16 protein-coding genes, 1 tRNA gene and 1 riboswitch are annotated in these 17,923 nt (G+C 45.4%); of the genes, 3 read left to right on the top strand and 14 right to left on the bottom strand.

Annotation, left to right across the window (positions count from 1 at the left end; translation table 11 throughout):
- Nucleotides 1-181 precede the first annotated feature (181 nt).
- Entirely contained in the window at nucleotides 182-631 is a 450-nt protein-coding gene (locus NSU15_RS02390) for a hypothetical protein (RefSeq protein ID WP_042123771.1), read from the top strand.
- Nucleotides 632-649: 18 nt separating this feature from the next.
- Nucleotides 650-1,630, top strand: a complete 981-nt coding sequence (locus NSU15_RS02385) for a polyprenyl synthetase family protein (RefSeq protein ID WP_339288998.1) — start codon at nucleotides 650-652, stop codon at nucleotides 1,628-1,630.
- Between the two features lie 991 nt (nucleotides 1,631-2,621).
- On the opposite strand, the gene NSU15_RS02380 is transcribed toward NSU15_RS02385, so the two are convergent.
- The 10 genes from NSU15_RS02380 to NSU15_RS02335 all read right to left on the bottom strand — a co-directional run bounded on the left by NSU15_RS02380 (nucleotide 2,622) and on the right by NSU15_RS02335 (nucleotide 14,400).
- Nucleotides 2,622-3,506 carry a UbiA-like polyprenyltransferase gene (locus NSU15_RS02380; RefSeq protein WP_339288997.1) on the bottom strand — a complete coding sequence of 295 codons (885 nt, stop codon included), beginning with the start codon at nucleotides 3,504-3,506 and terminating at the stop codon, nucleotides 2,622-2,624.
- Nucleotides 3,507-3,545: 39 nt separating this feature from the next.
- Complete coding sequence (locus NSU15_RS02375; RefSeq protein ID WP_339288995.1) at nucleotides 3,546-4,832, bottom strand: aspartate aminotransferase family protein; 1,287 nt, start codon at nucleotides 4,830-4,832, stop codon at nucleotides 3,546-3,548.
- 99 nt (nucleotides 4,833-4,931) lie between these two features.
- Nucleotides 4,932-6,857 carry a U32 family peptidase gene (locus tag NSU15_RS02370; RefSeq protein WP_339288993.1) on the bottom strand — a complete coding sequence of 642 codons (1,926 nt, stop codon included), beginning with the start codon at nucleotides 6,855-6,857 and terminating at the stop codon, nucleotides 4,932-4,934.
- A gap of 43 nt (nucleotides 6,858-6,900) precedes the next feature.
- The gene (locus NSU15_RS02365; protein ID WP_042123761.1) at nucleotides 6,901-7,692 is read right to left on the bottom strand and encodes an energy-coupling factor transporter transmembrane component T; all 792 of its coding nucleotides are present in this window, start codon (nucleotides 7,690-7,692) and stop codon (nucleotides 6,901-6,903) included.
- Nucleotides 7,685-8,590 carry an ATP-binding cassette domain-containing protein gene (locus NSU15_RS02360; RefSeq protein WP_339288991.1) on the bottom strand — a complete coding sequence of 302 codons (906 nt, stop codon included), beginning with the start codon at nucleotides 8,588-8,590 and terminating at the stop codon, nucleotides 7,685-7,687. The genes NSU15_RS02365 and NSU15_RS02360 overlap by 8 nt, the downstream gene beginning before the upstream one ends.
- Entirely contained in the window at nucleotides 8,581-9,435 is an 855-nt protein-coding gene (locus tag NSU15_RS02355) for an ATP-binding cassette domain-containing protein (RefSeq protein WP_076116680.1), read from the bottom strand. Before NSU15_RS02355 ends, NSU15_RS02360 begins: the two co-directional genes overlap by 10 nt.
- Before the next feature lie 29 nt (nucleotides 9,436-9,464).
- Nucleotides 9,465-10,022, bottom strand: a complete 558-nt coding sequence (locus tag NSU15_RS02350; RefSeq protein WP_042123757.1) for a Gx transporter family protein — start codon at nucleotides 10,020-10,022, stop codon at nucleotides 9,465-9,467.
- Nucleotides 10,006-10,395, bottom strand: coding sequence for a NusG domain II-containing protein (locus NSU15_RS02345; RefSeq protein WP_076116678.1), 390 nt, complete (start codon nucleotides 10,393-10,395; stop codon nucleotides 10,006-10,008). The genes NSU15_RS02350 and NSU15_RS02345 overlap by 17 nt, the downstream gene beginning before the upstream one ends.
- A 730-nt stretch (nucleotides 10,396-11,125) precedes the next feature.
- Complete coding sequence (locus tag NSU15_RS02340; protein WP_076116676.1) at nucleotides 11,126-12,061, bottom strand: alpha/beta hydrolase; 936 nt, start codon at nucleotides 12,059-12,061, stop codon at nucleotides 11,126-11,128.
- 170 nt (nucleotides 12,062-12,231) lie between these two features.
- Complete coding sequence (locus NSU15_RS02335; RefSeq protein ID WP_339288987.1) at nucleotides 12,232-14,400, bottom strand: collagen-binding domain-containing protein; 2,169 nt, start codon at nucleotides 14,398-14,400, stop codon at nucleotides 12,232-12,234.
- A 110-nt stretch (nucleotides 14,401-14,510) separates the two neighbouring features.
- Nucleotides 14,511-14,601, bottom strand: a riboswitch (cyclic di-GMP riboswitch).
- Nucleotides 14,602-15,092: 491 nt separating this feature from the next.
- Here NSU15_RS02335 and NSU15_RS02330 point away from each other — a divergent pair.
- Complete coding sequence (locus NSU15_RS02330) at nucleotides 15,093-15,485, top strand: hypothetical protein (protein ID WP_042123749.1); 393 nt, start codon at nucleotides 15,093-15,095, stop codon at nucleotides 15,483-15,485.
- Nucleotides 15,486-15,684: 199 nt separating this feature from the next.
- Here NSU15_RS02330 and NSU15_RS02325 read toward each other — a convergent pair whose 3' ends face one another.
- The 4 genes from NSU15_RS02325 to NSU15_RS02310 form a co-directional block, all read right to left on the bottom strand.
- Nucleotides 15,685-16,101, bottom strand: coding sequence for an ASCH domain-containing protein (locus NSU15_RS02325; protein ID WP_339288986.1), 417 nt, complete (start codon nucleotides 16,099-16,101; stop codon nucleotides 15,685-15,687).
- A gap of 244 nt (nucleotides 16,102-16,345) precedes the next feature.
- Nucleotides 16,346-16,879, bottom strand: coding sequence for a hypothetical protein (locus NSU15_RS02320; RefSeq protein WP_339288985.1), 534 nt, complete (start codon nucleotides 16,877-16,879; stop codon nucleotides 16,346-16,348).
- A gap of 280 nt (nucleotides 16,880-17,159) precedes the next feature.
- Nucleotides 17,160-17,231, bottom strand: a tRNA-Thr gene (locus tag NSU15_RS02315).
- Between the two features lie 96 nt (nucleotides 17,232-17,327).
- Nucleotides 17,328-17,636 (bottom strand): MTH1187 family thiamine-binding protein, encoded by a 309-nt coding sequence (locus tag NSU15_RS02310; RefSeq protein ID WP_042123742.1) that lies wholly within the window; start codon nucleotides 17,634-17,636, stop codon nucleotides 17,328-17,330.
- Nucleotides 17,637-17,923: the final 287 nt, after the last annotated feature.

Genomic DNA, 17,923 nt, shown 5'->3' with positions numbered 1-17,923 from the left:
TTAAATATGGATGTACTTCAGAGTAATGTGTCCCTAGGACACATTACTCTCCTTATTTACAAGAAGGAAATATTCCTCCTAATATCAGGAAATGGTTTATTTCTTTTTTAATGAATGGTTTTGTAGGGATGATCAGGGGTATGGTTTCTTCCGGCAAAACCGACAAGAAGGAGAGAATCTTGTGAACAAACAACTCATAGAAGATACCCTCCGGTTGTTGCATACTGAAATGTCACCTATTGCCGGAATCCAGCTTCAGCCCTCTCCGGCGGCATGTGAACAGCTACTCTCGGTACTGGAACGCCATGATCTGGAATACAACCGCAAAGTCAATTTGCTGGGTATTTACACTATTCTCACTTTGGCAGCAGAGCGCCATATGGAATGTATCCCACATCATCCCGACCTTACCCGCAACATTTTGGATGGAGATTATTTGTATAGCTTTTATCTGCAGTTTGCGGTGAAATGCCGTGAGCTCGACCTAGTTGCTTACCTGGCTCCTTCGATCAAAAAAATGCAGATTAGACGGTCAAATGGAGACTTCGCGGAACAAGATCCGGCGGCTGGAATCGAACAGTTCTTGATTCAAGAGTGCAGACAGCGCAGTCGCACTAGTAAAGCCATTTGACAGGTGGGATTTCATAAAATGAAGCTTCATGAAGCCTTAAATATAGACATAAATGAAATCAATCGCGAAATCGTAAACCTTGTAGCACGTGATAAAGATGTTCCTAAGAAATCTCAGCTCGCGCAGAGTGTTCTTGAACTTATAAATTCAGGTGGTAAACGCCTCCGCCCTCTTATGGTCATTGTTGGCAGCCGATTCGGCCTAAAGGATACAGGTCGTAGAGCGCTTCAATTAGCTGCTGCCGCTGAATTTATTCATGTTGCCTCATTAATTCATGATGATATCATTGACGGTTCTGAGTTACGGCGGGGCGGTCCCGCCTTACATATGAAGACGGGGACATTGCCAGCTGTTCATATCGGCAATTATATGTCTGCACGAGTCATTGAACTTCTAAGTAAATATACCGGTGACAAAAATAAGTACGTCCATGACTTATCCTCGGTAGCTACCGCACAGCTATGTCTGGGTGAATATCAGCAGATGGAACATGCTTTTGATTATGACATTACCATGGAGCAGTACTTGGAGAAATCCTTAAACAAAACTGCCCTACTTATGGCTACCTGCTTACGTGTTGGTGCGTTATCTACTGAAAGCACCGAGGAAGTTGCCAACCTCCTTTATGCCTTCGGAGAAGCCTTAGGGATGTCTTTTCAAATCCAAGATGACTTGCTTGATTTCACACAGTCTGAGGCTGTACTCGGTAAGCCAGCCGGTAGCGATCTTCGCCATGGTCAGGTAACCTTGCCTGTACTCTTCGCATTACGGGACCCACATCTATCACCTGTGATCCGTTCAATCGGCCCTGACTCTTCAGACGCAGAGGTAGCTCATGTGCTCGCTCTTATTAACAGTAGCGATGCCCTATCTCGCTCTGAAAAGGTTAGCCAGAGCTATCTGGATCAAGCCGCAGCTATTGTTCAGCAGCTTTCCTCTTATCCGGCGCATGCCGATCTGGATACGCTGCTGCAATATTTTGCTGGGCGCGATCGCTAAGCAGATGCTCTTAAAGCAATCGAAAATGGATACCAAAACGGATATCTCCCTTTCACTTGGGCAGGTATCCGTTTTTTTCGATTAAATAAGCGTTTCTTGTAATAATATTTACTTCAGACTATTATTTCTTTGCTTAAGAAGCATTACTGAAGAAAATACTGCAGCATACCCCGGAACAAGCTCTATTAGCTTAGCTCCTGAAATCAAACTCGTACCTAAACCAACCACACACAGTCCTACGGCAATTGAGAAAGTAACCTTATTATTCAGTCAGATCCCTCCATTCCCTAACTATCTTTATCATTTCACATTAACCCATTTTTATCCATATAAGGTGGTACCTTTTTTCACTACTAATATTCCCACTACGTTGTATCACTAAACAAGCCCGAACGGAGTATAGCAAAACGTGAGTGTGCTTTACCTCTGGATGGTCGCTCTGATATTAACTAAACAAGCGAACGTAGCGCAGCGGAACGTGAGCGTGTTTAGCAGTTCTTGGAGATTAGTCTCTCAGGGACTAATTAGGGAAAACCTCCCTATAATTAGCTAATAATCGCTTGAAATGCTCATTATTAGAGAATTACTCCCTAATAAAACTTAATTTAGCATGGTTTATGGACTAATTAGCTAAATTTTAGGGAGAAATTCCCTAAATAAGCCCCTAACAGCGATAAACAGAGAAAAATCAGGGAGGTTTTCCCTAAACTTCTGCCTTGATTAAGTTCACCTCCTTGCATTGATCTAGCAATCCTTCGCTGATCACAAAAAACAAAAAAAGAAAGCCAGCATAAGCCAGCTTTCCGATTCCCTTTGCCAACCCCCTGTTGGGTAGGCTTTTGTCTTTTGTTGTTAGCTTGGAGGCAATGCGCCAATGGTTAGGACTTCACTGCGTGGAATTTCGGAACTGTAGAAGCGTAGCGCTCGCACGAAAGTCCAACATTCCACACAGTGTAGCTTCCTAACCGGCCGACTCACCAACGCCAGCTCCCTAGCTAACATAAAAAAAATCAATCAGCGTACACAATAATATCACCATGCTGATCACCTGATTCAGATTATAAGAAGCCACCTTCATTAGCTTACGATTCGATGGTTTAATAATCTTATGCTCAGTCATCAGCAGCAGCGTCGCAATGCCAATCCCCACCAGATACATCCAGCCGAGATCACGCCATAGATATAGGAACAATAGCAGCATAATCATGATGAAATGTAGACCTTTTGCAATACGCAGGGCATTCTCCAGTCCGAAGAAGCTAGGAATCGACCATAGCCCATGCCGCCGATCAAATTCGATATCCTGCGTGCCGTAAATAATATCAAAGCCGGCAATCCATAACATAACCACTGTTCCGATAACAAACGGTGTAAATTCAATATTTCCGGTTACAGCAAACCATGCACCAATCGGTGCAGAAGCAATAACAAAACCTAAATATAAATGACTGAGAAAGGTAAACCGCTTCGTGTAAGAATAGGTTGATATCAATACGATAGCCACCGGTGATAAGATCAAGCAGAGCAAATTAAGCATGCCTGAAGCCACAATGAAAATGGCATAGTTAACAATAACAAAGACAACAACTTCTTTTTCCGCCAGTAAGCGTTGAGGCAGATGTCGATGTGCGGTACGGGGATTCTGTTCATCGAACGTACGGTCCGCCAGCCGATTGAATGCATTGGCGCCATTACGGGCGCCTATTAATGCAATCAGTCCCCAGATCATCACATGTCCTGATGGCCAGCCCCCTGCGGCCCATACCATCGATATAATAGCAAATGGTAGCGAAAAAAGCGTATGAGAGAACATTACCAGTTCGCTGAACATTTTAAGTTTTAGACCTGCAGTTTTACATATGTTTAGAATCGCCATTCGTGCATTCCTCTTTCTTCACTACTGTGTTTAAGTCCATTAATCATTATGGTCTGCAAGGACTTCATTCAGGACGTTAAGCATCCCGTCAATATCCTCTTCCGTAATAATCATCGGTGGTTGGAAGGCTAGCACATTGCGTCCTATACCATTTTTGCCGATTAGATAACCTCGGTCCTTCATCGCCTCCAGCACTTGATCTGTAAGCGCCGCTGCACCCTCAGCATCTGCACCAGCTAGCTCTGCCCCCAACATAAGGCCAGTTCCCCGTACATCAACAATCAACGAAGGATAACGAGCTTGCAAATCCTTCAGACCTGCTTTCAATCGTTCTCCGAGCTGTACCGAGCGTTCAGGAAGCCGTTCCTCTCGAATATAATCAAGCACAGCCAAGGCTGTTGCAGCAGATACCGGATTCCCCCCAAACGTGGAAGCGGAAGGACGGTTTAAGGCAAGAGCAATCTCATCGGTTGTAGCAAAGGCTGCAACTGGAATTCCGTTACCGAGTGCTTTGGCCATACTTATAATATCGGGTACAACGTCAAAATGCTCCATAGCAAACATTTTGCCAGTACGTCCAAAACCAGTTTGGATTTCATCAGCGATTAGGAGCACACCGTATCTCTCTAACAATACTTTTACATCACGGAAGTAGGTTCGGGTTGGCATAATCATTCCGCCGTTGCCTTGGATTGGCTCTACGATCATGGCAGCAATCGTATTCCCCTTCTCTTCAAGCACCCGCTCTAGTGATTCCAGGGATAACGATGCTGCTTCCTCCAGCGATAAATCCGGATGATAAGGGCGAGGAATAAACTCAACGTCATGATCCAAGTATTTATCGGTACGCCACATAGGCAGGCCGGTCACACTCATAGTCAGATTGGTACGGCCATGCAGGCCACTCTCCAGTGCAATAAACCCTTTACGTCCTGTATACATCCGAGCGAGCAGCAGAGCCCCCTCATTAGCCTCAGAGCCACTGTTAACAAAGAAGGTCCGACGCAGCCCACCCGGCATAACCTCTTCCAAACGTTCTGCCAAATCTACACTCGGTTGAGTCAGATAGATCGTTGTCGTATGCTGCAGCTGCTGCAGTTGTTCAATTGTACGTTCCGTTATAGCAGGATTACAGTGTCCACAAGCAACTACGGATACTCCCGCAAAGAAATCGGTATAAGACTTACCCTTCTCATCATAAACAAACTGCATTGAACCACGAACAAGCTGAGGAGCATCACGGTAAAAATGCTGTGTACAAGGATAGAAATATTGCTTGCGTTTGGATGCTACCGCTTCTCTTCCGATATAGTCTTGTTGTTCCATGAAGGCTTCTCTCTCCTTTTTGTGAAAATAGTAACTTATTCATAGAGTCCTGTGCACCACCCTATCACTCGGCGATAGCTAGTTCCCATAAAAATACACTTAGTTGAACTGTAATGAGCCCAAAGTATAACCAGCATAGACCGGCTTAAGGCCACCCAGCATATCATCCTTCATATCAGATCCGTTCAAAGCCTGTTGATAAGAAACAATAATTTCACGTAGCTGTTCGACGCTATAGGTTGCTCCTTCAATACGGAAGCTTGATATCCCTAGTCCACTCATCTCATTCAATAAAGGTAAATAACAAAGTTCTTTTGCGAATAAAAGATGGCAACGGCCGTGCTGATCACGATATACCGGATTCTCACCTTTGTCTGTCTTTAGAACCAAAACATTATTGTGCACATATTGATTATCCTCTTCAGCAACAGGCTCCATTAACTCCGTATTCTCATAAAGATCATGCTCCATATACATTAGTGCAGGTGTGCCATGAACAACAACCTCCAAAGGTGTTTCACAACGAGAGGCAAAGGTAGCAAAATGCTCTAACGTCATTTCCGGTGAAACTGAAAGCTGAGTCAAACCTAATTTAGCATATAATTGCGCTGAAAGATGATTGTATACATTTAAATTACTATCCCCAATTAGTGGATATCCTGTGGAGTTGTAACGACGAATGGCTCCCAAATTTGTAACGATAAGACCGTCAATCGGCAAGCATTCTCCGCCCAGCAATTGATCATATTGGTCAAAATGCAGCTCGGTCATCATACGTGGCAAACCCAAGTAGATTTTGCAATCGCCCTTCAGCTCACCTAGTTCCTTGATGTCGCGCTTTGTAAAAGGTCTATCCGGTTCAAAAACGTCCCCCGGCAAGTACAGGCTATCCACACCAAGCTCTAAGACCATCCGAGCCTGCGCCATATTATTCACACGTACAGCTAACTTAGCTTTTGTCTTCTGCGGCTGCTCGACCTCAGCCAATCTCTCCCGCAACTGCTCAACACGTTTCTCTGACAGATCACGCTCTGCAGTTGGTGTACTGAATACTTTTCCAGTGCTATAGAATTTGCCTGTACCTTCATAACGACGGTTAATGTTAGCTAATCCTGGTTTACCAAAAGCATAAGCTGTGGAAAAGTCACGTTTACGGTTGTTATAGAGCTCTTTCGTATCGACCGTGCGATCAAAACCTATCGGATCATCGATATAGCGGTCAATGGCTTCGCCGTAGCTATTCGCCAGCATCACCATAAATTCCTTATCCCGCATACGGCCTTCTATTTTGAAGGAGGTAATACCGGATTCAATCAATTCCGGAAGATGCTCATACATGAACATATCTTTTACAGCCAGCGGGTATTCAGCCGGATATACATACCCGTCTTTTTTAACCCGATAATCCCAGCGGCAAGGCTTCATACATTTCCCACGGTTACTGCTCATACCGAATACATGGGAGCTGAAGTAACAATTCGCACCGTGAACCGAGCACATATCCCCGTGAATAAAATACTCCAGCTCCATCCCACTCCGCTGACCAAGCAATTTAGCTGTTTGCAGATCCATTTCACGTGAAGTAACCACACGGCTTACCCCAAGATCACGCAGCGCATAGATCATCTCCAGATTATTAACATTCATCATGACCGAAGAGTGAATAGGAAGATTAAGCTCCATCTCACGGATAAGCTCCAACACCGCCATATCCTGAACAATCAAGGCATCCGGACGGGCACCGTCAAGGAAACGCAGATATTCTCTAGCCTCTTCCACATCTTCTTCACTAAACAGGTTATTCACTGTGATATACACTTTTTTATCTAGACGGTGTGCGATATCTAGTGCCTCTACGATCTCCTCATGAGACAGATTATATCCTTTACGCATCATTCTCATATTCAGTACTGGTCCACCAAAATAAACTGCATCACACCGTGACTGGATTACTTCCTTGAAAATCTCAAACGTCCCTGCGGGTGCTAATAATTCAATCTCTCTACCGTTAAAATAACGTGCCATTCAAGTTCCCTCCCAAGTTGATACTCTTCAAACATGTTGTATTTTAAACCAAAGCTACTACAATCCCCATGACAACAAACATAGTAATAAAAATAGTATCAAATATTCCCCACCTTAGGCGGTGATACTGGCTGCGCGGAGCATCCATACGAAAGCCACGGGCTTCCATGGAATACACCAGATCCTGTGCACGCCTAAACGCACTGGCGATAATCGGAACCAGCAGGGAGACTAGCATCTTTCCCTTTTCCTTCAAAGGTAACTCTTTCAGATCAGCACCCCGTGAGGCCTGCGCTTTCATAATAATCTGCGACTCATCTAGAATCGTAGGAATGAACCGGAGTGAAATACTGATCATCAGCGTGATACGGTCGGGCTTCAAGCCTAGCTTTTTGAAAGGAGCCAAAATCCCCTCTAGTCCTTGATTCAGCTTACCCGGCGTTGTGGTGAATGTAAGTAGCGCCGTGAAGGTGATCAGAAAAAACATGCGGATGACCGAAAATGCGCCTAATCTTAGCCCTCCCTCATAGATAGACCACGAACCAAGCGTCAGCACCGCTTCCCCTGTCTTCACAGACAGCAGCTGTACGATAAAGATAAATAGCATTAAATAACGTAAAGGCTTAGCTGCTTTCAGGAAGTATTTAAGCGGAATCCGAGTGGAAGCCATAACGGCTATTGAGAAAATAGCCAGCAGTGCCATGGCCATCCACGAACGGGAGAGCAGAATAACAGCTACGTATAATAGCATTCCGGTGATTTTGGCACGAGCATCCAGCTTGTGCACCCATGAACCGGTCTCAATACTGCGTCCTATGATTAGCTTCTCATTCATGGCCGTCCCTCTTTCCTTCGTGCTGCTCGCTAGAGTTGCCTGATCCAGATGGCAGCGAAGCGATCAGCTCTGCTAAGCTCTCTGCCGTCAAGCGAGGAGCTTCATCCGTAAGGCCAAAGCGATCAGCGACTGCACGCCAGTAACGAAGGGACTGTGGAACCGTCAAGCCACACTGTTCCAGAATCGAAGGGTCATCTGCCAGCGCCTTTACGCTGCCTTGAAACGCCGTGCTGCCCTCTTTAAGGACAAGCCAGTTATCCGCGTAAGGCAATAACTCATCCATACGATGCGTGACGACGATGATCGTTCTCCCCTGCTCACGGCATAATCGCTCCAGCAAGCGGATTAGCTCTGCACGGCTGATAGGATCGAGTGTAGCCGTAGGTTCATCCAAAACGATGACCTCAGGGTCCATAGCTAGCACGGATGCAATAGCCGCCTTACGCATTTGTCCACCGCTCAATTTAAAAGGATTCCGCTCTAGCAGCGCCAGATCCAGGCCCATATCCAACATTGCCTGTCTTGCACGTGCCTTGGCCTCTTCGAGGGTCATGCCGAAGTTAAGAGGACCGAAGATGAGATCTTTTTCGACCGTATCTTCAAACATTTGCTGTTCTGGAAATTGAAATACTAAACCGACTCTACGGCGCAGCGGCATCAGCTTAGGTGATTTTTCACCCGCCTGAATGGTTACATCAAGTACTTTTACCGTACCCTCCGTTGGTTTCAGTATCCCGTTAAACAACTGCAGCAGCGTCGATTTACCAGAGCCTGTCGCCCCAGCAATACCAACCATAGAGCCTAGTGGAACACTGAGGTTAATGTCGCGGAGCGCCGTCAGCTTCCATAGGCTTCGGTCAGAATAGGAGTAACTTACTTGCTGTAATTCTATGGCCATAACGTGTCTATAAGCTCCTTTTCACTGGCGGGAACATCCACATAAATGCCCTGATTCTGCAGCTCACGTGCAAGACGCCAAGGGTACGGCTCACACAGATGGCATTTTTGCAGAAGCTCCTCGTTCCGGAATAGCTCCGCCGGTGTAACATCAGCAGCCAGACCACCTCCATGCAACGCAAGCACCCGATCCGATGCCAGAATCTCATCTGCATCATGCGTAATCATAAGGATCGTATACTTTCCTTCCGCTCTCATATCCTGCAAAATGCCAAGAAGATCATTTCTGCTACCCTCATCCAACATAGAAGAGGCCTCGTCAAAAATGACGATGCCTGGTTCCATAGCCAAAATGGAGGCGATAGCGACACGCTGCTTCTGACCTCCAGACAGCTCACTCGGGTGTTTGGACAACAGATGATTTATTCCCAGCCTCGTCGTATATGAGTGCAGCCGTTCAGCCATCTCTGTGTACGACAAACAAAGCCCTTCCAGGCCGAATAAGATATCTTCCTCTACAGTGGCTCCAATAAACTGATTATCTGGATTTTGGAACACCATACCGATGCATTGCCGAATGCTGCCGATCGTTTCCTCACTCAGCTGCATACCACTAACCACAATTTCGCCAGCACTCTTAGGCAGCAATGCATTTAGTAGCTTAACTAGCGTTGACTTCCCGCAGCCATTAGGACCAACCAAGCTAACCCATTGTCCCTGTGAAATAGATAACGTTATATTTTGAAGAATCGGATGCTCAGGATCGTAACCAAACGATACCCCATCCAGAGAGATGATAGCTTGTCCTTCTCCCTCTAATTCTTGACCTTCAAATGATTCATTCATGTTAGTCATCCTTCCGCTGATGTGACTAATCAGTCCAAAAACTCTTCAAACAACGATATTTTTGACAATGAAGCCACCAAATAACGGACTGCATAGCCCACGGCAATTCCTGTTACTACTCCAGTGATCAGCAGCATGGGAAGATAATAAAAAATACTAAGGGATGAGAATACCATTGAAGCTGCCAGCAGCTGACCGATATTATGTGCAATCCCACCAGCTATACTAATTCCGATCAAACTTATACTCTTACCTTTGCCACTAATCAGCATTAATACGAACATTACAACAAAGCTAAAAAGCGAACCGAATAAACTGAACAATAAGCTCGAAAAAGTACCTAGCAGAAATGCAGTGAGCAGTGTTTTGAGGATGACAAGCAGGAATGCGTCCCGTCCACGTAAAAAGTAAATACAAGTCAAAATCATGATGTTGGCTAATCCTAGCTTAGCACCCGGTACCAGTCCCATTCCTGACAACGGAATCTGTGCCTCTATTAGACTAAGCACTACCGCCACCGCGGCGAAAATTGCAATAATTACCGTTCTTTTTAAAGCTGTTGCAGATTCACTACTGGACATAGGCATCTATATCATCCTCCCCCGACGCACTCGTGATTTCCACTAATACTCTATGCGGTAGACAGACAATCGTCTGTTTGGGCAGGGTAATAAAACCGAAACCTAGGCACACTTGATCCGGGCAGTCAGCATCGTACATTTCAATCCCGTAATCATGCACCTTCAAGATGTTATAACCACGGTCGGTACGGACCTCAATAGTTTGTTCTTCTTTTGTAAGCTTTACCGTTTTAAATAACTCGCCGTCCACTGTCACATTGGCTACGAGATTTTTACCGGCCCCACCTTTATCATCATTGTCCGAAAACCATCTCGGTACGAGAAAAGCGAGCGCAGCAATTAACACGATGGAAATCAACCACACATCTGCGCGTTTCATAAAAATCTCCCTTATTTTTTAATTAAAATCCAGACTTATTAATTATAACGGTCTACCCTCAATCCTTCAATCAATGTTGGGGTTTAATGTAAGTTTTAGAGAGCAGTTCACAAAATAGGCACGCAAAATAGCCCCCGTAGTCCCATTCCCTCTGGCTTACTAGCTTTTCCGAATTAATCCGCAAATAATCCGGCATAAGTTATATTCGAATCAAACGCTCTATCTTGGTCTACTTGTTCCCCTCCTAAATCAAACTACCCTTATCTTGGAATTGATTATTATATTTGCCTTTTAAACAATACTGTGTTATATTTATATCGTATTTGTTTTTCGATATATTGAATATCCCCATCAAGAAGATGTCAGGCCGACTCTTTTACACATCGGCATTTTGGACACAGAGGCTTTATGTTTTCTTGCAGAAACTTTCCTTTTTATGAGACTAAATTCGAAATATAGCATTCCGATTCACACTGGCGCGGTCAATGGAGCCGCAAGGGCAAAAGAGAGGTAGGGCTTTTGTCGTATTGGAAGGATTATTCTCGCCACACGGCTGCTGGAAATAACAAGGAATTAAGACACCCGTTACTCACGAACGGCGGGGGATGAATATAACGAAAAAGCATGGCCATACGAACCTTACATAAGGACTCACGCCATGTGTGGAAAAATATAGGCGCCCGATAACCGCTACCTAGCGGATATCGGGCGCTGTCTACGTTCAGGGCATCTAATTTACATATTGATTCACAAAGGCTGTTACTACGTTTATATACCCCGTCTTATCCATATCATATGCTAATCCATGCCCTGCTTGCGGCACTACGAACTTCTCTTTGGGACTCTGACATGCCTCATACAATTCATTCATCATACTATATGGTACAAAATTATCGGCATCCCCATGAATAAAAAGAATCGGCACCTTCGCCTTCCGCACCTGTTTCAAAGCAGACGCTTCACTAAAACCATACCCTGCTTTCAAACGAGTAATTAGACTCGCACTTTGAATAAAAGGGAAACTTGGCAAGCGATACATGCGCCGTAGTTGGTAGGCTAATTGTGCTTTAACTGAGCTGTAAGCGCAGTCCGAGACAATAGCTTTGACCTGCGGTGGGAGATTTTCACCTGAGGTCATTAGCACGGTAGCACCACCCATAGAGACCCCATGAAGCACAACTTGAGCACTGGGCCCAGTCTTTTCTATTATATATTCAATCCACTGCAAATAATCCTTGCGCTCATGCCATCCAAAACCAATATAATTCCCAGCGCTTTCCCCATGTCCCCTGGCATCGGGAATCAGGATATTAAAGCCCAGTCGCTCGTAATAGATTTTGGCGTACGCCCCCATATCCTTCCCTTTTCCAGAATAACCGTGAGCTATAATCGCCGTACGACCTTCAGCACGATCTGAAAGGAGCAAGTACCCTCTTAGTTGTAGCCCGTCCTCAGATGTAATCTCCATATTCTCAAAGCTCTGACTGGAGATCCAATCCTTCCCCTCCCCCCAAGAAGCCCCGGCAACCGGGGGATCAACCTTCAAGTCACGATTATTACTCAGAAATTCCTTCGGCGCTCGTTTAATAGCAATACCATAAAAGAAAAAGCCCGCAAAGATCAGAGCCCCTATGACGATGATCGCACTAATGAAGAACCATACCAATTCATCTTCCCCGTCCTTTCCTCATATCCGTTGTAAATCAGTATAGCATCTACTTAGATTGCTCCAAAATATATCAATCATTACAAAATAAAGCCGCTATCGGAATAAGTCCCGAAAGCGGCTCTTTTCTGTTCTGGCATACCTTGTGTTCTCGTTATAATTACCGTTTATTATTTCTTGTTGGAGAATCTATTTCTCATTAGCAATCCAATAAGTGCAAAACCTAGACCAGCTACATAATAAGGGACTGGACTTGATTCTCCCGTTTTCGGAAGTTCATCCACAGGTGGATTACCTAGCGGGATTGTATCATCCACCACGGCGATATCCTCTGGTGACGGTGTTGGCGTTACCTCCGTTGCTGATCCTAATGGAATCTCGTCATCATCAACAAGTACCTCTGTGCTACCCGACGGTGTTGGTGTTGGTACTGGTACTGGCGTCGATGAAGCTACAGGTCCAAGTGGCACAGGGTCATCATTAACGACGATAATGCCAATTACGGAGGATGGCGTTGGTGTTGGGAATACCGGAGCCACCGGTGACGGAGTCGGTGTTGGTGTTACCTCAGACGACGGAGTCGGCGTTGGTGTTGCTTCAGACGACGGAGTCGGTGTTGGTGTTGCCTCAGACGACGGAGTCGGCGTTGGTGTTGCTTCAGACGACGGAGTCGGCGTTGGTGTTGCCTCAGACGACGGAGTCGGCGTTGGTGTTGCCTCAGACGACGGAGTCGGCGTTGGTGTTGGCGTCACGTCCGGCGTTGGTGTTGGCGTTACGTCCGGCGTTGGTGTTGGCGTCACGTCCGGCGTTGGCGTTGGCGTCACAGTCGGCGTTGGTGTTGGCGTCACGTCCGGCGTTGGTGTTGGCGTCACAGTCGGCGTTGGTGTTGGCGTCACGTCCGGCGTTGGTGTTGGTGTCACGTCCGGCGTTGGTGTTGGCGTCACAGTCGGCTTTGGTGTTGGCGTCACAGTCGGCGTTGGTGTTGGCGTCACGTCCGGCGTTGGTGTTGGTGTCACAGTCGGCGTTGGTGTGTGTGTTGGTTTTGGTGTGTGCGTTGGTTTCGGCGTTGGTGTTGGCTTCGGCGTTGGTGTTGGCTTCGGCGTTGGTGTTGGTTTCGGCGTTGGTGTTGGTTTCGGCGTTGGTGTTGGTTTCGGCGTTGGTGTTGGTTTCGGCGTTGGTGTTGGTTTCGGCGTTGGTGTCACGGTCGGTGTTGGCGTCACGGTCGGCGTTGGTGTCACGCACGGCGTCGGTGTTGGTGTCACGGTCGGCGTTGGTGTTGGCGTCACAGTCGGCGTCGGTGTTGGCGTCACAGTCGGCGTCGGTGTTGGTGTCACAGTCGGTGTTGGTGTCACGGTCGGCGTCGGTGTTGGTGTCACGGTCGGCGTCGGTGTTGGTGTCACGGTCGGCGTCGGTGTTGGCGTCACAGTCGGCGTCGGTGTTGGCGTCGCAGTCGGCGTTGGTGTTGGTGTCACGGTCGGCGTTGGTGTCGGAGGTGGTTCCTCCCCTCCATATGGATACCAATGCATCTGTACCCCACCAGCAAATCCCTTTGCAATCAGTGTCCCATGCAGTTCACCAGAATTATAAGTTACTTTCGCATGCGGAGCTAGGATAGTTCCTTCTATCGTTAAACTTCCTATGTTTACAGTGCTAGCTTCATAAAAATTAAATAATACCTTGTTAGGGCTGCCTCCCCATATTTGAAAACTTGGAATTTCAACTGAACTTCCACTAACGTTAACGATAACTGTGGCGTTATTTGCAATATTAAACTGTAAGCCATTAGCATTAGCGAAATCGGCAGCACTTAGATTAAGAACGTTAAATGATTCCGGAGCATCAATTGTTATTTTCCCATATTCCTTTTTGAAAGTTCCAACTGTAGTAAGTGAAGAGAATTCATTAGAACGTCCGATAAGAAATTGCTCTTCAGCATCAAAATCAATAGGCGTTCCTTTTCTCGCTGGTTCTTTAAGATCTACACCGTTGCTGGAAAAAACACCACCATAAACGGATGCTCCATGAATAGTACCATTAGTAAAAGTAATGTCATTACCAGCAATAAGGACATCTCCACCTGGATTATCCTTGGATACGCCGTAATTCTGCAATGTAATGTTACCTTTGGCGGCAAGGCGCCCATGAACCTGATCATTAGATTGTTTGAAATCCCCAAAAATAAAAGTATTAAAATTCCCTGCAATACCTAACACAGGTGTAGGAGTATAGGGAGGTACCTCCCCTGCTGCATTTACCAAATGCCCTCCGGAAAGTCCATTGCCTACCATTAAAGCCCCCGCTAATACTAGTGAGAGTAGCGGTTTTATTCTTCTTTTCAAAAAGCACACCTCCTAAATCTATCATTTATATCTAATCAGAATAATTACCAGAAACTCTAAAAGACCTAACAACAAAAAAGACCGCCAAAAAAGAAGTAGAATTCCCTTCTCATGGCAGTCGGACGGTCATAGTGTCCTTAAGACACTTTAGACTCCTGGACTTTGCGTCCCACCCTTTCGGGCGGTTTGCTATTATCATGATTATATATGTATACCCTTTGCAAAATAGAACCGGCAGTTTAAGCATCCTATTAAATAATCGTCTATGACTTTTAATACTTTTGAACTAATAATAGTTTAGCGCTCCGCCCCCACAAATGTCAATCAATTCCTTTTAATAATCATACACATTAACCAGCACAAAAAAAGCACCTAAAGGCGCTTCACGCAAAAGTTTTTATTCAATTTTAAAGTAACTGTATATAGCCTAATATCGATATCCATAATGGAATACTAAAAATCAAACCAAATACCAATCCACGGCGGAGACTTCCTTCCTCTCTCATCCTAATTCTCCTTTTCATAAGCCTAAATCATTAATTTTTATTATTACAATTTTAATATATTTTATTCTTTCTATTTTAGTTGTGAATTTAATCACATTGGACTGGCTGTTTAGAAATACCATTGATTATTTTTGGGATATCGGGGTAGAATACGAATATACGTTCCCATTAGAGGTGATGAGATTCATGCATAGAGCTGAAAGCAGAGACAACATGCTGGTGAAATCTTATTTATTGCTTCCGATGATTTTATCAGCTTTCGAACGGGACTCCGCCATTTTATCTACACATTTACGAACGCCCGCCCCCTATCTGGAGGTTCTTGGAACCGCCGCGGCAGTAGCTACAGCAGATCTAAGAGATGTTCGTTCGGAAATGAGAAAACGGGGAATCAAGGTATATGAGCAGAACAGGCTCAACACAGGGATAGAAGCCAAATTTATATGTCGCGGATACCATGAACGAATGCTGCTGTTAAACGACATCGTTGCTGCACAAGCTGCTATTCATATGCGCAGATATCTCGGGCTGGATATTTCATCTTTTAAGAGCTATGAAGGGCAGTATCAGATTAAGTAAAGCCGCGTAAAAAGTTACGCCCCTCCCCCCATTTCCATTAGCGAACAAAAAAATAGGCCTTACCATGGGAGTTGGCAAGACCTAAGAGATTTATACCACAAAACACTGGGGGGGTGTTTGGTGTCTTCAATATATACCCCGAACCTGAAAATAAGATGATGCTCACATGAAAATCACATTAAAAAGATCAATTTTTGGTTTAGGCTAGATCTGGATGCTCCCATAAGCTTAATCTGCCCTTAGCCGGTACAGGATGACTTAACTGATGAACATCTTCAAGCTTCCAAGCAAAACGCCCTTCACTATAGTCGCCAAAATCATATTCATTTCCCTTTATCCATTCCCTTAGGTCCGCCTCCGGTGTAACCTCATAACACCCCGTGAGTTGACCTAACGCAATAATAACCCCTGTCGGTAAATTTATTGCTGTATAACCATGCTTCGCCAATATCGACCTGAATGGTTCCTGTTCACATATCTTCTTATCTATCCTCATTCCGGCATGAATACCTAACCCCCCGCGGTAGGCTGTTCTCCATGATCGAGTTTCGAACTGTTTTTCACCAAGAGCAATCAACGTTGCCCAAGGCTGTCGTATCGTTAAACACCGCATCATATCCACCCCCTCGGAAGATACAGAAAAGCGTGGTCTCCGAATTCCCGGAATACCGCAGTTAACTGGTTCGCGCTTAATGAGTTCATAGTAATATCCCCTTTAACTATATGATTAATTAAACCTATTAAAAGGAAAAATGTACATAACAAAAAGACCACCCGAAGGATGGCCGTAGTATCATGCTTATGGTAGGTGCATCTCAGATCCAACATATAGAGGCTTTGGTTCAACATGCACCAGTGCTTTATTCACCAAGCTGCTCCTTGATCTGCGCAATTTCTGTTTCCGTGTACACAAGGCGTTTATTCAAATCGGCGATATAGCTTCTGCGAGCTTCTTGGTCCGCTGTGCTTGTTAGATCGGCCGCAGTAGCTTCCGCTTGTTGGATCGCTTCTTTGAGAAATTGCACGCTGGATTCTGCCACTGCTAATCTTTCCCGGAGTTTAGCCGCCTCAATGATTGCCTTTGGTGTTCCTGTCCGATCTGCAGCCGTTGTGTCAGTCTCAGATATTGCCGCGGGCTTCTCCGTTACTTTACTCTCCAGTATTATTGTCTTCCCTTCTACTGTCAGGTCCGTTCCAGTCGCTTCGGATATCGTGCGCACGGGTACGTAAGCTGATCCGTTTATAATAGCTGCGTCCGCAATCTTCTTTCCGTCTTGCTTTATCGTATACAGTCCGGTAACTTTAGCGCCAATTATTGACGAGCTTGCTGCAAATCCTATTGATCCTCCGAGCAACAGCGCTGCAGCTGCAATCCCTACTATTTTCTTCTTCATACGTATGAACCTCCTAAGGATAGCATTATTCCAATTATACCCAACAGTTCTACATTATGAAAGATATATTAAGAGACTCCGTACGTACGACCGCCCGCTGGTGTCAGCGTAGTGCTTCCGTGATTATGATTAGGTAGAGTGATTAAATGTACATAACAAAGCCTCCCACAGTTTTCCGTAGGAGGCTTCATATTTAACCGTATATCAGCAGGTACGCACCGACGAATTAACGTCCGGAAAACAACATTTAACGCTGACAACGTTGATATAGCGGAAAATATGCTGGTGAAGGGAATTGAACCCCCGGCCTACGCATTACGAGTGCGTTGCTCTACCCCTGAGCTACACCAGCTTATAGCTAATTTTCTGTCAAACAAAAAACATTATACAACTTTCAGCTAGAAACGCAAGTCTATTTCTCCCTGTTTTCTACTCTCCTAGACTGCTGCTACTCCACCTGTAGCTTACGCTCCACAGACTCCAGCTTTCCGCGGCTAGTGGAGGGCTTATCGCGGCGGTCGTCTATTTTAAGCGAGGTAGAGACACGTTCTGCACCTGCGGCAAAAGGAGACTCATGCAATGCTTCCACCGCTGCAAATATACGTTGGAGAGGTCCTTCAATGATTGTACCCATCGATGTAAGCTCATAAGTAATTCCTTCTACCGTCTGCAGCACTCGCTGCATATCCGCAACATAACTGCTAAGGCTGGTACTGCCTGTTCCAATCGGAATAACGGTTACTTCAGCAATAGGCATGGGAATACCTCCTTCGAATTTTAAAGTGTGTCTCCATCTATTGTAACAACTCCACCGCTCTCCCACAAATGATGCCCGCATTATTATGCCCCTTCTTTCCCCCCAAGTACTCCGAAATACAGCTTTCGCCACGAGTACTTTCTCTTACATGAATTCTAGGGTCGTCTGCACTACATTTATGGACTATTTGTGGCATCTTTTCGGACAATTTATGAATCATTTTCCATCTGCCTGTGGATCAATTGTGGATTACTTATGGACAGCCTGTGGATCATTTGTGGAGTACT

This window comes from Paenibacillus sp. FSL E2-0201 (assembly GCF_037963325.1).
Classification (GTDB): domain Bacteria; phylum Bacillota; class Bacilli; order Paenibacillales; family Paenibacillaceae; genus Paenibacillus_AQ.
Note: the sequence above shows the minus strand (reverse complement) of the source record. Positions and strands in the feature narration are given on the sequence as shown.

Excerpts from the sequence above, each read along its gene's own strand:
- NSU15_RS02350 (WP_042123757.1), bottom strand. The coding sequence starts at position 10,022 with ATGCCTATGTCCAGTAGTGAATCTGCAACAGCTTTAAAAAGAACGGTA.
- NSU15_RS02310 (WP_042123742.1), bottom strand. The coding sequence starts at position 17,636 with ATGCCTATTGCTGAAGTAACCGTTATTCCGATTGGAACAGGCAGTACC.
- NSU15_RS02320 (WP_339288985.1), bottom strand. The coding sequence starts at position 16,879 with ATGAAGAAGAAAATAGTAGGGATTGCAGCTGCAGCGCTGTTGCTCGGA.
- NSU15_RS02365 (WP_042123761.1), bottom strand. The coding sequence starts at position 7,692 with ATGAATGAGAAGCTAATCATAGGACGCAGTATTGAGACCGGTTCATGG.
- NSU15_RS02375 (WP_339288995.1), bottom strand. The coding sequence starts at position 4,832 with ATGGAACAACAAGACTATATCGGAAGAGAAGCGGTAGCATCCAAACGC.
- NSU15_RS02385 (WP_339288998.1), top strand. The coding sequence starts at position 650 with ATGAAGCTTCATGAAGCCTTAAATATAGACATAAATGAAATCAATCGC.
- NSU15_RS02380 (WP_339288997.1), bottom strand. The coding sequence starts at position 3,506 with ATGGCGATTCTAAACATATGTAAAACTGCAGGTCTAAAACTTAAAATG.
- NSU15_RS02360 (WP_339288991.1), bottom strand. The coding sequence starts at position 8,590 with ATGGCCATAGAATTACAGCAAGTAAGTTACTCCTATTCTGACCGAAGC.
- NSU15_RS02370 (WP_339288993.1), bottom strand. The coding sequence starts at position 6,857 with ATGGCACGTTATTTTAACGGTAGAGAGATTGAATTATTAGCACCCGCA.
- NSU15_RS02325 (WP_339288986.1), bottom strand. The coding sequence starts at position 16,101 with ATGATGCGGTGTTTAACGATACGACAGCCTTGGGCAACGTTGATTGCT.
- NSU15_RS02330 (WP_042123749.1), top strand. The coding sequence starts at position 15,093 with ATGCATAGAGCTGAAAGCAGAGACAACATGCTGGTGAAATCTTATTTA.
- NSU15_RS02355 (WP_076116680.1), bottom strand. The coding sequence starts at position 9,435 with ATGAATGAATCATTTGAAGGTCAAGAATTAGAGGGAGAAGGACAAGCT.
- NSU15_RS02345 (WP_076116678.1), bottom strand. The coding sequence starts at position 10,395 with ATGAAACGCGCAGATGTGTGGTTGATTTCCATCGTGTTAATTGCTGCG.